Source organism: Bacillus velezensis (genome assembly GCF_001461825.1).
Taxonomy (GTDB): domain Bacteria; phylum Bacillota; class Bacilli; order Bacillales; family Bacillaceae; genus Bacillus; species Bacillus velezensis.
In genome coordinates this window covers 42467-56690 of the sequence record NZ_LLZC01000004.1, presented here as the reverse complement: position 1 = coordinate 56690, position 14224 = coordinate 42467, and the positions used below count along the sequence as shown (strand labels likewise).

The window sequence follows — 14224 nt, the reverse complement described above, 5'->3', positions numbered from 1 at the left end:
TAAATTGACGGATATTTATAAAGCGCTTTCGATTGCTGGGACTGATCCTTCCGGAGGGGCGGGAATTCATGCGGATTTAAAAACATTTCAGGAACAAAAGGTATATGGAATGGCTGTTATTACATCAGTTGTTGCACAAAACACACTTGGTGTGAAAAGTTTTGAGGAGATGTCTCTTCAGAATATATCTCAGCAAATAGACTGTGTCATGGATGATATAAAACCTGATGCTGTCAAAACCGGTATGCTTGCAAGTATAGGAATTATTGAATTGCTGGCAGAAAAGTTAAAAGACGCAAATATTCAATCGTATGTGATGGATCCGGTTATGATTGCTAAAAGCGGACATCATCTGCTCCATAAGGACGCCATTGATCATTTGAAGAAATTATTAATACCCCAAACAACTGTTATTACACCGAACATTCCGGAAGCGGAAGTAATCATCGGCAAATCAATCGAGACTGTACAGCAGATGCGTGATGCGGCGAAAGAAATAGTGGAGGTATACGGGGCGAAAAGTGCTGTCGTAAAAGGGGGGCACCTGAATGGAGAAGCCCGTGATATTTTGTACTTTGACGAGGACTTCGAGGAATTTGTTTCTCCCCGATTTGATACAAAGCATACTCATGGAACAGGATGTACGTTTTCAGCTGTGATAACTGCAGAGCTGGCAAAGCAGCACAGCATACCGGAATCAGTGGCAACTGGAAAGGAATTCATTTCAGCAGCCATTAAACATCCCTTAGGAATCGGGAAAGGACAAGGCCCTACAAATCATTTTGCGTATCGCTCAACTATTAACCAAGAGACAACCGCTTAAGGAGTGTTATGATGATCTCCAAGAATTATGATGTATTTTTATTTGATTTAGACGGAGTGATATATATAGGAGATAAAGCTTTACCAGGAGCTGTGGCCTCTTTAAAACGACTCCGTGAAGAAAAGAAAGCCATTCGCTTTTTAACGAATGATCCTTGTGTTACAAGAGAAACGATTGTGAAACGCCTTCATAAACTGGGGATTTCAGCAAGTATTGATGAAGTCGTTACTGCGGGGGGGGCAACAGCTGATTACCTTGTCAGTGAAGGAATAAAGAAGGCATATATATTGGGAAATGACCAACTTAAAAGTGAAATTCAAAAGGCCGGTATTGATCTTACGGAAGATCAGGCGGAGGCTGTTGTCATTGGATGGGATCAAAATATTACATTTCAGGATGTGCATAAGGCAGTAAACCTCATCCGTTGCGGAGCTTCATTTATCGCTGCAAACGGGGATAAAACATTTCCTGCCGCTAACGGACCAGCTCCCGCGACAGGCGCTATAGTCGCGGCTGTTAAAACAGCAGCTGCTAAAGAGCCGATGATAATTGGAAAACCGGCGTCTTCAATATTTGAAAAAGTACTAGAGCCTTTTGAGGATAAAGAGAGATGCGTTATGATCGGGGATACGCCTGAAACAGATATTGTCGGAGCAAACCAAATAGGTATAACTTCCGTATTAGTTTCTGATCAAAATACTTTATTTCCTGCAAAACATGATTTTAGAAATCCGGATGTTGTGATCCGCGATCTGAAAGACTTGTTCGATAATGAAATAAAGGCAGAAGTACGGAAAAAACCGGATTTCCAATGGACAGAACAAGTGAAAGCCGGAGTCGCTGGAATTATAATGAAAGAATCAAGTTCCGTTTTATTAATGAAGCGTGCTGATAATGGTTTATGGGGCATTCCTTCAGGACATGTGGAACCTGGTGAAACAGTTGAACAAGCAATTATAAGAGAAATAGAAGAGGAAACTGGATTAGTGGTGAAAGTCTCTAAAATGATAGGCGTTTATTCTGATCCGAGTTCACAAACCTTTATATACCCTGACGGCAGAGTCAGCCATTTTATTACCAATTGTTTTCAATGTGACGTCATCGGCGGCACTTTGAAAAAGTCCACAGAGGAAGCCATGGAAATCAGATATTTTGATATCCATGAATTACCTGAACATCTCTTGCCGATGCACCCGAGATGGCTGGATGATGCTTTGGAAATGAAAGAGGATGCTTTTATTCGATAAGGAACAGTACGTCAAAAATACTTTTAGAGGGTTATTTACAAGAATTAACGGTTCTCAATCCGTATCTCTCGGCCGCGTTCCAAAAACACCAAGTGTCACAGACCCTTGGTGTTTTTTAATTCCGGCAGAAAAGAAGGTATAATGGGCGGGGAAGAGGTGTCAGCCAATGAAAATAACCAGAGAGACATTAGAAAAACAGCAAATTTGGATATATGGTGTGACTCTTGTGATCGGAGGAATAGCGGGGATCGCCGGGAAAGATTCAGGACTTCGCTGGGGATGGACGATATCACCGTTTATCGCTGTTCTCATGTATGCCATGTTTGCCCAAATCCCATTCTTGAAGCTGAGGGAAGCCATGTCAAACCTCAAGTTTATGGCGGCTTTACTGATCGGTAATTTCTTAGCTGTACCTGTCGTTGTATGGGTGTTAACCGCCATTTTTCCTCAATCTCCTCCTATATTATTAGGGGTTTGTTTGGTATTGCTTACACCTTGTATTGATTACGTCATCGTCTTTACTCAGCTCGGCAAAGGAAATGAGAGATTAATACTGGCTTCCACGCCGGTTTTGTTCGCCGTTCAGATGGTATTGCTTCCGTTATACCTGTGGCTGTTTATCGGGAAAGAAGTGATAGGAGCTGTTCATGCGGGACCGTTTCTGGAAGCATTCTTATTGTTAATAGCGGTGCCGCTGCTGGCGGCGGTGATGACTCAATTATGGGCTGATAAGAAGCCGGCGGGAGAAAAGGTGCTGGAATGGACGGCGTGGCTGCCTGTTCCTTTTATGGCTCTGGTCTTACTGGCGGTCGTCGCCACACAAATCGGCAAGGTCATCAGTGATGCTGACATCATTATACGTGTGATCCCAATCTATCTGTTATTCCTGCTCATTATGCCGTTTGTTTCCCGGTTTATCGCAAATGCGTTCCGTCTGGATACAGGTGAAGGAAGAGCATTGATCTTCAGCACGGGCACAAGAAATTCACTCGCAGTCCTTCCGTTAGCGCTGGCTTTGCCGGATGCTTGGGCCCCATTGGCCGCCGCTGTTATCGTCACACAGACGATTGTTGAGCTGATAGGCGAATTGGTTTATATAAAAGCGGTGCCCGGATGGCTGCTGAAATAAAAAATAATCTGAACAGAAAAAAACATACCAACAAATATTGGTATGTTTTTTATATCGATTATAAAGTTGAAATATCAATGACGAAACGGTAGCGGACATCGCTTTGGAGAACCCGTTCGTACGCTTCGTCGACTTGATTGGCCGGTATCACTTCAATTTTAGGAGCAATGCCGTGCTCGGCGGCGAAATCAAGCATCTCCTGAGTCTGCGGAATACCACCGACGAGTGAACCCGCAATGCTGCGGCGGCCCGTGATTAAGGAGAACACACTGTATGAATCCGGCTTAGCGGGCGCTCCCACATTTACCAATGTACCGTCAATGCGAAGCAGAGATAAGTAGGCATCTACGTCAAGGTTCGCGGATACTGTATTTAAAATAAGATCAAATCGTCCGGCCAGTTCAGTAAATGTATCCGGGTCGCTTGTTGCAAAGTAATGATCGGCTCCAAATTCAAGCGCTTCGTCTTTTTTGTTCATTGAGCGGCTGAGGACGGTGACCTCTGCGCCTAAAGCGTGCGCGAATTGAACGGCTAAATGTCCGAGCCCGCCCATTCCGACAATCGCCACTTTTTTGCCGGGGCCGGCATTCCAGTGTTTCAGCGGAGAATACGTGGTAATGCCCGCGCACAATAGCGGGCTGGCAGCATCCAAATCCAGCTGATCGGGAATCCGGACAACGAATCTGTCAGTGACAACTATTTTCTGGCTGTAGCCGCCGTATGTAGGGTTTCCGTCGTAGTCCAGGTTATTATAAGTCTGAACAACGCCTTTTGTGCAATATTGTTCGTCTCCGTTAAGGCAGTATTCACATTCCCCGCAGGAGTCTACAAAACAGCCTACACCCACACGGTCGCCGACGGCAAATGTGGTGACGTCTTCACCCACGGCTTCCACAACTCCGGCAATTTCGTGCCCGGGAACCATCGGAAAGATTCCGCCGCCCCATTCATCGAATGCGCTGTGGATGTCTGAGTGACAAATCCCGCTGTACTTAATATCAATCAGGATATCGTGCGGCCGTAATGCTCTTCTCTCAATCGTCGTCCGCTCAAATTTAGCTTTTGCATGCGGAGCGCTTAATACACGAGTCGGATGATTATTACACATGGTTATCTTCCTTTCCAAGATAAAGTGATGAATCCTCTGTTCGGTTTTACTTTAAATGTTAAAGCGGACTTTAAGTCAAGGAGTTTGGTTTATTTTTTTATGAAATGATATTCTATAATGGCACGCTTATGAAAGGTATGAAGGACGGGTGGTAAGAATATGAAGATTGCGCAGGCTGCAAAGCAGGTTGAGTTATCAGCCGCAACGCTTAGGTATTATGAAAGTATAGGACTGATTCCTCCGGTAAAACGCGATGAAAGCGGCATCCGCGATTATGACGAAGATGATGTGAATTGGATTCAATTTATAAAATGCATGAGAAGTGCCGGGCTGTCGATTGAGGCGCTGATTGAATATACCGCTTTATTTATTGAAGGAGCCGATCATACGATCGAACCCCGAAAAAACATCCTGATAAATGAAAGGAAAAGGCTGACGGAGAAACAGAGGGAAATTGATGAAACCATAAAACGATTAAACAGGAAGATTGAGGATTACGAAGATATCCTTGAAAATGAAGCGAAACTTAAAAACAGATTGAAAGCTGAATGTATTTCTGAATGAAGAGAAGGTGTCCCGGACGCCGGGCCGCATGAAATGTACCAAGGGAAACGAGCCTTGGTTTTTTTATTTTTTAAAGAGAGGAAACAAAACAGCTTTTTTTTCTATCTTATCAATCATTACTTATCCTTTTTTCAGCTTGACTTTTTCACTGCAGACTTTTAAAGTGTGAAATGTTGCTTAGACTGTGATTAGCGACTTTAATGCTGAAAAGAGGTGGTTTACCCAGATGAACAATAAAAAGAACCCTTGGGCGTTATTGCCTTTAGTCTTATTCGTAGGGCTTTTTGTCGGCTCTGGTCTGGTGACCGGAGATTTTTATAAATTGCCGATCCTGATTGCCGCGATTATTGCGTCAGCTTTTGCGCTGTTATTTAACCGGAAGAAATCGCTCAATCAAAAAATAGAATGGTTCGCTTCCGGTGCGGGACATCCTGATATTATCATTATGGTTATGATTTTTATATTGGCAGGTGCCTTTGCTTCAGCGGCTGAAGCGATGGGAGCGGTGCATTCAACTGTCAACCTTGCTTTGAGCGTTATTCCGCAGCAGTTTTTGCTGCCGGGGCTGTTTATCATTGCTTGTTTTATTTCTATATCGATGGGAACATCAATGGGCACGATTGCGGCGGTTGCGCCGATCAGCGCGGGTTTGAGCGGAGAGCTTGGCATCTCCGGCGCGATTACAATGGCGGCTGTGGTCGGCGGAGCTATGTTCGGAGATAATCTTTCTTTTATTTCCGATACGACCATCGCGTCAGTCCGGACGCAAAAAACACAAATGATGGATAAATTCAAAACGAACTTTCTGATTGTTTTGCCTGCTGCCATTGTGACTGTTATTATCTTATTTTTTATTCCGGCAGGCCACGCCGGCCATACGGGTGCTGAATCTTACAACTGGATTAAGGTGCTCCCTTATGTCGCCGTGTTGGTTTTTGCGTTAATCGGTATTAATGTGATGGCTGTCATATTCGGCGGATTGGTTTTGACGGGAATCATCGGATTAGCGGGCGGCAGCCTGACGCTTGACTCTTATTTTAAGGCGATTACGGATGGAATTGCCGGAATGAGCGATCTGATCATCCTGTCCATGCTGATCGGAGGGATGGTCGGCGTGATGAAACAAAACGGCGGGATCGACTTTTTACTGGAGTTCATCACGAAACGAATCCGTTCGAAAAAAGGCGCCGAAGCCGGCATTGCCGGACTGGTCAGCGTGACGAATCTGGCTGCGGCCAATAATACGATCTCCATTATTGCAGCCGGGCCGATTGCAAAGAATATCGCTGATAAATTCAGCATCGACAACAGAAAATCGGCAAGTATTCTGGATATCTTTTCGTGCATGATTCAAGGATTGATTCCTTACGGCGCGCAGCTGTTATCAGCCGGAAAATTCGGGAATATTTCACCAGTCAGCATCCTGCCATACTCTTTCTATCCCGTTTTCATCGGAATCTGCGGCATCGCCGCCATCATATTTGGACTGCCGAAATTCACAAGAAATACGAAATAAAAAAAGGCGCCGTTCGGCGCCTTTTTTCTTTCATGTCAGCCAAGCATTTCTTAAAAGCTGTACGCCATGTGTGATCTGATCCGTATCGAGATGGGCGAAACCCAGCTTTATGATCGGCGGTTCGGGTTTTTCGGCAACAAAATAAACGGCGGTAGGATATACCTTCACTCCGTACTGAAAAGCGCGTTCGATTAATGTTTCTTCTGTATAGTTCAGGTGAACTCTCACCAATATATACAATCCCGACTGCTCGCCGATGATCGTCACATGATCGCCGAACTGCTGCTTTACATGTGAAATCAAGTGCTGCATTTTGCGCTTATAAACAATGCGCATGCGCTTAATATGGCGGGTCCATTCACCGGCCTTCATCAATTCAGCCATGGTCAGCTGGTTAAGCGAAGAAGCGGTGCTTTCGAAATGAATAAACCTTTTTTTATACCGGTGCAAAATGCGCTGCGGCAAAACCATATAGCTTATGCGGATGCCCGGAAGAAAGGATTTTGAGAAATTCCCCAAATAAATCACCCGGTCTGATTGAATGGAAGCAAGAGCGGGAAACGGCTGCTGTGTATAACGGAATTCACTGTCATAATCATCCTCAAGAATATAACCCTCTCTATGATTCACCCAATTGATCAGAGTTTGGCGCTGCTGAATGGACATGCTTACGCCGTAAGGGCTGTGATGGGAAGGGGTCACATAGATTAATTTTTCTTTCATTGCATGTAATTGAGAAAAATCAGCTCCGTTTTCATAGACAGGCATCGTCTCCAGAGAAAGCCCGTGAAATTGAAAAGCCGCTCTGGCACCGTCAAATCCCGGGTCTTCAACGATCATTCCCGAAAAATCCTCTTTCAGAATCCGGCTGAGATATATCAGCATCTGCTGGGTGCTGCTGCCGATGATAATGGAATCCGCATCTGTTTTCACTCCGCGGGATTCCAAGAGATAAGCGGCAATTTGTTCACGCAGGTCTCTCTCGCCGAACGGTTCACCGTACAGAAAGCTTTTCTCTGATGTCAAAACTTGATTGTATAATTTTCTCCATGTTTTCAGAGGAAAATGATTTTGATCGACGGCTCCGGCACGAAAATCAATCAGGATCGGCTGAGTTGATTCGGTTTTCTCAGCGTAAACAACATCGTTTTCTTGTTGAAATAAAGAAGGTTCTACTTCATTTGCAAAATAACCTTTGCGTGTTTCTCCGCGAATGTATCCCTCCGCTAAAAGCAGATCATAGGCCATCAGCGTTGTATTACGGCTTACCCGCAGAGAATCTGCCAGCTCCCGAATTGAAGGCAGCCGCTCATCTGCCTGAATATTTCCCTGCTCAATCAATGTTTTAAATTGCTCGTAAATTTGTTTGTATTTCGGGGTATCGCTTTCGAAAGCGAAAATCATATTTTTCATCAGATGTTCTCCTCTGACATGTATATTTATTCAAAACTGTACCTTTTTAAATGTCAGTTGATATCTTATTATAGCGGAAAGCGCTTTATCAATCCATGTTCAGAGAGGAGAGTTTTTATGTATATTCCCGCTCCATTTCAGCTGAGTGAAGCTGAAGCGTGCGATGTAATTAAAGAGTATGGTTTCGCAGCATTGTTTTCAACGGCGGAAGGCATGCCGTATGCAACCCACCTGCCATTGATGATGAGTAAGAATAACGAATGCTTATACGGTCATTTTGCATTGCCGAACCCCCAATGGAAAGAGATTGATGGCCAAAACGTGTTAGCCGTTTTTCAAGGGCCTCATTGTTATATCTCGCCTAAATGGTATGAGACGAATCAGGCTGTTCCCACATGGAATTACGTGGCGGTTCATGTTTACGGAGAGGCGGAGCTTTTGGATGAGGAAGAAACCGTGCAGTCGATGAGTGATCTCGTATTGAAATACGAAAGCCCCGACAGCCCGTACAAATTAGAGGATGTCGATGCGAAATTGCTGGCAGGCATGAACAAAGGGGTAAAAGGCTTTAAAATCAAAATCAGCAAAATAGAGGGGAAAGCAAAGCTGAGTCAAAATCATTCAGCCGCAAGACAAGGGCTGGTCGTGCAACAGCTCAAACAGATTCCTCATACAAACGAACAGCTCATTTCCGGCTTGATGGAAGAAAACATCAAACGGATCACTACGAACAACTGAAACTAAAAACATACCGGCAGCATGCGGTATGTTTTTTCAGGTTACGAAGCTTTTCTCAGGATGAATAACGACTCAAACAGCACATAAATCAACGGCGCCATTAAAATGAAGAAAGAATGAAAAATAGCATACGGTATGAGGAAGTAAACGATAAGTTTCAATAGAATGGAAGACGTTTTATTCAATGTCCAGCGGTTTTTCAAGATATCAGTCATACAAGCTAAAACAAGGCCGACCGTCAAATATCCGGCTGCGATGTAAAGATAAATAAAAAGGTAAAACGGGTAAGAAGACAACGGCGGTGTGTCTTCCTGTGTCATTTTTAAACCCACATAAAAGACCAATAAAAAGCAAACGGACGAAACGAGAGCTAACAAAAGGTGTTTATATAAATACTTCTTCATGTGTTCACCTGCCTATGGCGCAATTATTTCTTAACATATTATGACATGGTTTTACCGTTTCTGCTATGTGAGCGGGGCGTAAAGAATCAATATCATCTTTTCATGAATCCGGATTTTTTGTTCGGATGGATGTAAAGAAGAATACACCAAAAAAAGCTGTCAGCTTGGTCCTGACGGCTTATTTTTGGTGAAAGGCTTATTTCTCTGTGGTGAAATAAAGCAATGCTATGACCGGAAAAGCGATTCCAATCCATAATGTGATACTCCACCCGCCTGAGGCGTATGCCCATCCTCCGATTGATGATCCTATAGCACCGCCGAGAAAGAAGATTGCCATAAATAATCCGTTTAATCGGCTGCGAAATTCAGGTGCCAACGAAAAAATGGCACGCTGACTGAGTACGAGATTGGCAGATACCCCCATATCCAACAGGATAGCAGCGGCCACCAGAACTGCTATTCCGACGGGGGAGCTGCTCTGAATCATGAGCGGGAGTAATAAAGAAACGATGACAACACCGAGAGCGATTCCGGTGGCAAGCCGGGTCAAGCCGCGATCAGCCAGACGGCCGCCTATCGGTGCAGCCGCTGCACCCGCAATGCCCGCTAATGCATACAGCGCGATTGCCTTTTGAGAAAAATGAAAAGCAGGACCGGACAATAATAAAGGCACAGTCGTCCAGAATAAGCTGAAAGCGCCAAATACAAACGCATGATAAATGGCACGGCGGCGTAAGACCGGAGTCGTGCGCAGCAGCTTCCACATTGAACCGAGTAAGACGGTGTAGCTTGTGTTTGCTGTTGGTTTTCTGGCAGGAAGCACTTTTGATAAGATGATTGCCAGGACAACACTTAACGCGGCGGATAAAGCAAATATGGCATTCCACCCCCATATATCAGCGACCAGGCTGGATATCGGACGGGAAAGCATAATACCGAGCAGCAGGCCGCTCATCACATTGCCGACAACCCGGCCGCGTGCGGCGTCTGGCGCAAGGTATGATGCGAACGGAACTAGCACTTGGGCTGCGATGGATCCCAGTCCGATGAAAAACGCAGCGGTTAAAAACAGTGTTCCATGCTTCACAAATGCTGTCAGTGTCAAAGCGGCTGCGCTTAGAAGGAGTGATACAACGACAAGTTTTTTGTTTTCGATAATGTCTCCCAAAGGGACGAGAAACAGTAAGCCGGCAACGTATCCGATTTGGGTCAGCGTGACAATCAGTCCGGCGCTGCTTGGAGAAAGTCCGATTGCCGCACTAATGAATCCTGCCAAGGGCTGTGCATAATAAAGATTAGCGACAATGATACCGCATGCCATTGCGAGAAGAAGGGTTAAACCAGGTGAAATTCCCTGATCTGCTGTCTGTTTGTTTTCTTTAGCCATATGAATGAACTCCTTTTTAAGTGGTTTTTATGATGCTTGATAAATGATTTGCTGATTCATCTCCTTTACGCAGAGGCTTTTGGAGTCTGTGTTTCATCAAGATTTCCCTCAAGTTATTTTGTAAACTAAACGTTTAGTTTTATTATAAGAAAATGATATACTAAACGTTCAGTTTTGTAAATGGGTTTCTGTTTTCTTTTTTTATACAGGTTAAGTATACTGAACGTATCGTTTATAATTCGGGAAGGAATGATTCATGTGCAGAGTAAACGAGGACGGCCGCGCGATGAAGGAACACATAAGGCGATTCTTTCTGCAGCCTATGACCTACTGTTGGAAAATGGCTTTGACGCGGTGACAGTCGATAAAATTGCTGAGCGTGCCAAAGTGAGTAAGGCAACGATTTATAAATGGTGGTCAAACAAGGCTGCCGTTATCATGGACAGCTTTCTTTCGACCGCTACGGACAGACTGCCTGTGCCCGATACAGGATCAACAGTGCAAGATATATTGACCCACGCCACGAATTTAGCAAGGTTTTTGACGAGCCGGGAAGGAACCGTTATTAAGGAATTAATCGGTGCGGGGCAGCTGGATGCAAAATTGGCGGAAGAATATCGCACGCGATTTTTCCAGCCCCGCCGCCTCCAAGCGAAAGGCCTTCTGGAAAAGGGAATTCAAAAAGGTGAATTAAGAGAGAATCTTGATATTGACGTAAGCATCGATCTCATTTACGGACCGATTTTCTATCGCCTGTTGATCACAGGTGATGAGGTGAATGATTCCTATGTGCATGATCTGGTGATGAGTGCGTTTAAGGGAGTTCAGCCTGCCTGAAAAATACTCGGATCATGTGAAAGAGATGCAGACTTCTGCTGCCTATGGGCGGAATATAATGAAAGGCCGAACAAGTTCATTGTTCGGCCTTTTCTGATTGATTTGCGAACTGCCGGGCGGCCGCCACGCAAGCGATAACGCCGACGTTTACCGCCGCAAGTTCCCATCCTGCTTTTTCATGGAGAATCATGGCGGCCAGTAACAGTCCGAAGAAAGGCTGCAGAAGCTGCAGCTGTCCGACCGCGGCGATGCCTCCCTGGGCGAGTCCGCGATACCAGAATACGAAGCCGATCAGCATGCTGAATATTGAGACATATGCAAGACTGAGCAGTGCGGGCGCGCCGATGTTTGACCATGAGTCCGGCATGAAGCAGAAAGACAGGATGAACATAAGGGGAAGCGATAAAACGAGAGCCCAAGAGATCACCTGCCAGTTGCCAAGCCGCCGGGAGAGGCGGGCGCCTTCGGCATAACCGAGACCGCACACGATAATCGAAGCGATCATGTACGTATCACCGAGCGGAGAGGATTCCCCTCCTTGCAGCAGAGCATGTCCGGCTACGAGGATGCTGCCGGCAGCCGAGAAAATCCAAAAGACCGGCCTGGGCCGTTCGCCTCCTCGCAGTACGCCGAAGATCGCCGTCGCAAGCGGAAGAAGCCCGATGTAGACAATGGCATGAGCGGATGTGACATGCTGAAGCGCTAATGCTGTAAGCAGCGGGAAACCGATCACGACGCCGAGCGCTACTGTTATTAATGAAATGATGTCGCTTTTGGCAGGGCGTTTCTCCTGAAAAATGAGGAGCAGAGCGCCTGCCAATATACCGGCTATCGCGGCGCGGCATACGGTGAGAAATACCGGATCAAAGTCCGCTACAGCCAAGCGGGTCGCGGGAAGCGAGCCGCTGAAAATGAGCACGCCGATAAATCCGTTAATCCAGCCGTTTGCGGCCTTATTCATTCCAATCACTCCAATATATATTTCTAAACCCATTTTCAAAGTTTATAATGACTATAAACTGAAATTGGCCTTATACAAATGGCCAGTTTTTATAAAAAGAAGAATGCCAGTTTGGAGGGAATAAAAATGGATATCACGCCATTTTTAAATAGAGATCTGGATATTCCGCTTTATCAGCAGCTTTATCGGCATTTTAAGGAAAATATGCATCAGGGCCGTATTCCTAAAGGACTGAAGCTTCCTTCAAAAAGGCTTTTGTCAAGTCAGCTTTCCGTCAGTCAGACGACTGTGGAGCGTGCCTATGAACAGCTTGCCGCCGAAGGCTATATTGTCAGTAAGCCGAGAAGCGGATGGTTTGCCGATTATGACTCGGACGCCGTCTATGTGAAAAAGCCGGGTGCTTCGCCTGTTCAAACAAAGGCGAAGGAAGACCGCCAATGGATTGATTTTCACTACGGCACTGTGGATGCCGCTCATTTTCCTTTTTCGGCATGGCGCAAAAGCATGGTTGCAAGCTTAGATCAATATGGGCACGAGCTGTATCGGCCCGGGGATGATTTGGGCGAGCTTGAACTGAGAACGCTCATTTCAGAATACTTATATCAGTCGCGCGGCGTGAATTGTCTTCCTGAACAAGTGATAGTCGGCGCCGGAAACCCTGCTCTTTTGCAAATGCTGTGCATAATATTTGAAGCAAATCTATCCATCGGATATGAAGATCCGGGTTATCCGAGAGCGAGGGAGATTTTTAAAGCCAATCACATGAAGATCATTCCGATACCCGTCGATGATGAAGGAGTCTGTATCCGGAAGCTGAATGAAGAGCGGCCGCGTCTTGTATATGTCACGCCTTCTCATCAATTTACGTTAGGAACGATTATGCCGGTAAACAGAAGGATTCAGCTGCTGAAATGGGCGAAGGAACATCAATCATTCATTATAGAAGATGATTATGACGGTGAATTCCGATACACCGGCCAGCCGATCCCATCATTGCAAGGGCTTGATCAGCATCACCGTGTTATTTATATGGGAACGTTTTCCCAATCTCTGCTTCCTTCGCTGCGCATCAGCTATATGATTCTTCCTTTGCCGCTTATCGAAAAAGGCAGGGAAATCGCTTCTTTATATAAGCAGACCGTCTCCTGCCACAGTCAGCTGACGCTGGCTCAATTTATCAAAAGCGGAGAGTGGCAGAAACATATTAACAGAATGAGAAAGCTGTACCGGAAAAAAAGAGCGGTATTATTAGAGGCCGTGCGGCGCGAGCTGGGACAATACGTCAGGATTCGCGGAGAAAATTCCGGGCTGCGGATTTTACTTGACGTTCAGCTGCCTTTCAGTGAAAAAGAGCTGATTGAAAAGGCGGAGGAACAAGGCGTCAAAATCTATCCCGTGTCTCTCACCTATCAAAAACAGCTCCCTGAAAAAACAGTTTCTCTCGGTTTCGCGGGGGTTTCTGAAACCAATATACAAGAAGGTATAAAAAAACTGAGAGCCGCCTGGGCGCTGTAAAAGGCAGCTCACAGTTTGAAATACTGAAGCTTGAGTCAGGGGTGCAGTCTCAGCAGCAAAACGATTTATAGGACGGGCAGGCGGAGCGCCGTATCAATATTTTGCAAATTGAGCCGGACTTGTTCATTTGTGTTCCACGGGTGATACCAGCCTTTTTCCATCATATAGCGTGAGATTTGCTCGTGCATGTCAAGGGCTTCTTCTAAGTGCCGGGTGAGGATCGCTTTCACTTCAGGCGTTCCGGCTTCCGTCGCCGCCATCGCATAGTTTCTGACACCGCTTTTTGCCGAATTCAATAAATCCATTGCGACAATTTGGTCTGTCAGTGCATTCATTCCCGTCAAGTATTCAATAATCGGATTCATTCGTGATTCATCTCCTCATTTCATGCTGTGCATCAGATAAAATCGAGGCAAATTCCTGCAATTGCCTTGTTGATGTATCCACATCCTGCTGCATGATTTCTTTCAGCTGCGGATCGGATACGAGCGCTTTCATGGTTTTGGATTTCGTCAGACAAAGTGACTTAAAAGAAGCCATCTCCTGAATTTCGAGTAATTCATGTAAGGCGCTGGCCATTTC

The 14224-nt window shown here is 45.5% G+C and carries 15 protein-coding genes; 8 read left to right on the top strand and 7 right to left on the bottom strand.

Annotated features, from left to right (window positions below; translation table 11 throughout):
- Positions 1-4 precede the first annotated feature (4 nt).
- The 3 genes from thiD (at position 5) to AR442_RS01855 (ending at position 3199) form a co-directional block, all read left to right on the top strand.
- Positions 5-823, top strand: coding sequence for a bifunctional hydroxymethylpyrimidine kinase/phosphomethylpyrimidine kinase (gene thiD, locus AR442_RS01865; RefSeq protein WP_014417014.1), 819 nt, complete (start codon positions 5-7; stop codon positions 821-823).
- Between the two features lie 8 nt (positions 824-831).
- The gene (locus tag AR442_RS01860; protein ID WP_014417015.1) at positions 832-2070 is read left to right on the top strand and encodes an HAD-IIA family hydrolase; all 1239 of its coding nucleotides are present in this window, start codon (positions 832-834) and stop codon (positions 2068-2070) included.
- Between the two features lie 166 nt (positions 2071-2236).
- Positions 2237-3199 carry an arsenic resistance protein gene (locus AR442_RS01855; protein WP_014417016.1) on the top strand — a complete coding sequence of 321 codons (963 nt, stop codon included), beginning with the start codon at positions 2237-2239 and terminating at the stop codon, positions 3197-3199.
- A gap of 58 nt (positions 3200-3257) precedes the next feature.
- On the opposite strand, the gene AR442_RS01850 is transcribed toward AR442_RS01855, so the two are convergent.
- Positions 3258-4307: an NAD(P)-dependent alcohol dehydrogenase gene (locus AR442_RS01850; RefSeq protein WP_014417017.1), complete on the bottom strand. Its 1050-nt coding sequence runs from the start codon at positions 4305-4307 to the stop codon at positions 3258-3260.
- 159 nt (positions 4308-4466) lie between these two features.
- On the opposite strand from AR442_RS01850, the gene AR442_RS01845 reads away from it, so the two are divergent.
- Both AR442_RS01845 and AR442_RS01840 read left to right on the top strand, forming a co-directional pair.
- The gene (locus AR442_RS01845; RefSeq protein ID WP_007409338.1) at positions 4467-4871 is read left to right on the top strand and encodes a MerR family transcriptional regulator; all 405 of its coding nucleotides are present in this window, start codon (positions 4467-4469) and stop codon (positions 4869-4871) included.
- A 226-nt stretch (positions 4872-5097) separates the two neighbouring features.
- A complete protein-coding gene (locus tag AR442_RS01840) occupies positions 5098-6387 on the top strand; it encodes a Na+/H+ antiporter NhaC family protein (protein ID WP_014417018.1) in 1290 nt (429 codons plus the stop codon).
- Positions 6388-6417: 30 nt separating this feature from the next.
- Here AR442_RS01840 and pdxR (AR442_RS01835) read toward each other — a convergent pair whose 3' ends face one another.
- Positions 6418-7800, bottom strand: a complete 1383-nt coding sequence (gene pdxR, locus AR442_RS01835) for a MocR-like pyridoxine biosynthesis transcription factor PdxR (RefSeq protein WP_014417019.1) — start codon at positions 7798-7800, stop codon at positions 6418-6420.
- Positions 7801-7917: 117 nt separating this feature from the next.
- Here pdxR (AR442_RS01835) and AR442_RS01830 point away from each other — a divergent pair, with 117 nt between their 5' ends.
- Positions 7918-8538 (top strand): FMN-binding negative transcriptional regulator, encoded by a 621-nt coding sequence (locus tag AR442_RS01830; protein ID WP_014417020.1) that lies wholly within the window; start codon positions 7918-7920, stop codon positions 8536-8538.
- A gap of 41 nt (positions 8539-8579) precedes the next feature.
- Here AR442_RS01830 and AR442_RS01825 read toward each other — a convergent pair whose 3' ends face one another.
- Both AR442_RS01825 and AR442_RS01820 read right to left on the bottom strand, forming a co-directional pair.
- Positions 8580-8942, bottom strand: coding sequence for a hypothetical protein (locus AR442_RS01825; RefSeq protein WP_014417021.1), 363 nt, complete (start codon positions 8940-8942; stop codon positions 8580-8582).
- A 196-nt stretch (positions 8943-9138) separates the two neighbouring features.
- On the bottom strand, positions 9139-10329 hold the full coding sequence (locus AR442_RS01820) for an MFS transporter (RefSeq protein WP_053285501.1): 1191 nt from the start codon (positions 10327-10329) through the stop codon (positions 9139-9141).
- A 258-nt stretch (positions 10330-10587) separates the two neighbouring features.
- On the opposite strand from AR442_RS01820, the gene AR442_RS01815 reads away from it, so the two are divergent.
- Positions 10588-11166, top strand: a complete 579-nt coding sequence (locus tag AR442_RS01815) for a TetR/AcrR family transcriptional regulator (RefSeq protein WP_021495037.1) — start codon at positions 10588-10590, stop codon at positions 11164-11166.
- Positions 11167-11242: 76 nt separating this feature from the next.
- Here the strand turns inward: AR442_RS01815 and AR442_RS01810 are convergent, their stop codons facing one another.
- Positions 11243-12127 carry a DMT family transporter gene (locus AR442_RS01810; RefSeq protein WP_053285502.1) on the bottom strand — a complete coding sequence of 295 codons (885 nt, stop codon included), beginning with the start codon at positions 12125-12127 and terminating at the stop codon, positions 11243-11245.
- Positions 12128-12253: 126 nt separating this feature from the next.
- Between AR442_RS01810 and pdxR (AR442_RS01805) the strand changes: the two genes are divergently transcribed.
- Positions 12254-13642, top strand: coding sequence for a MocR-like pyridoxine biosynthesis transcription factor PdxR (gene pdxR, locus AR442_RS01805; protein ID WP_053285503.1), 1389 nt, complete (start codon positions 12254-12256; stop codon positions 13640-13642).
- 65 nt (positions 13643-13707) lie between these two features.
- Here the strand turns inward: pdxR (AR442_RS01805) and AR442_RS01800 are convergent, their stop codons facing one another.
- On the bottom strand, positions 13708-14007 hold the full coding sequence (locus AR442_RS01800) for a spore coat protein (protein ID WP_014417026.1): 300 nt from the start codon (positions 14005-14007) through the stop codon (positions 13708-13710).
- Between the two features lie 7 nt (positions 14008-14014).
- Positions 14015-14221 carry a hypothetical protein gene (locus tag AR442_RS01795; RefSeq protein ID WP_014417027.1) on the bottom strand — a complete coding sequence of 69 codons (207 nt, stop codon included), beginning with the start codon at positions 14219-14221 and terminating at the stop codon, positions 14015-14017.
- Between the last annotated feature and the right edge of the window lie 3 nt (positions 14222-14224).

Coding starts and splice junctions, on each gene's coding strand:
- AR442_RS01860 (WP_014417015.1), top strand. CDS start 832: ATGATGATCTCCAAGAATTATGATGTATTTTTATTTGATTTAGACGGA.
- AR442_RS01855 (WP_014417016.1), top strand. CDS start 2,237: ATGAAAATAACCAGAGAGACATTAGAAAAACAGCAAATTTGGATATAT.
- AR442_RS01850 (WP_014417017.1), bottom strand. CDS start 4,307: ATGTGTAATAATCATCCGACTCGTGTATTAAGCGCTCCGCATGCAAAA.
- AR442_RS01845 (WP_007409338.1), top strand. CDS start 4,467: ATGAAGATTGCGCAGGCTGCAAAGCAGGTTGAGTTATCAGCCGCAACG.
- AR442_RS01840 (WP_014417018.1), top strand. CDS start 5,098: ATGAACAATAAAAAGAACCCTTGGGCGTTATTGCCTTTAGTCTTATTC.
- pdxR (WP_014417019.1), bottom strand. CDS start 7,800: ATGAAAAATATGATTTTCGCTTTCGAAAGCGATACCCCGAAATACAAA.
- AR442_RS01830 (WP_014417020.1), top strand. CDS start 7,918: ATGTATATTCCCGCTCCATTTCAGCTGAGTGAAGCTGAAGCGTGCGAT.
- AR442_RS01825 (WP_014417021.1), bottom strand. CDS start 8,942: ATGAAGAAGTATTTATATAAACACCTTTTGTTAGCTCTCGTTTCGTCC.
- AR442_RS01820 (WP_053285501.1), bottom strand. CDS start 10,329: ATGGCTAAAGAAAACAAACAGACAGCAGATCAGGGAATTTCACCTGGT.
- AR442_RS01810 (WP_053285502.1), bottom strand. CDS start 12,127: ATGAATAAGGCCGCAAACGGCTGGATTAACGGATTTATCGGCGTGCTC.
- pdxR (WP_053285503.1), top strand. CDS start 12,254: ATGGATATCACGCCATTTTTAAATAGAGATCTGGATATTCCGCTTTAT.
- AR442_RS01800 (WP_014417026.1), bottom strand. CDS start 14,007: ATGAATCCGATTATTGAATACTTGACGGGAATGAATGCACTGACAGAC.
- AR442_RS01795 (WP_014417027.1), bottom strand. CDS start 14,221: ATGGCCAGCGCCTTACATGAATTACTCGAAATTCAGGAGATGGCTTCT.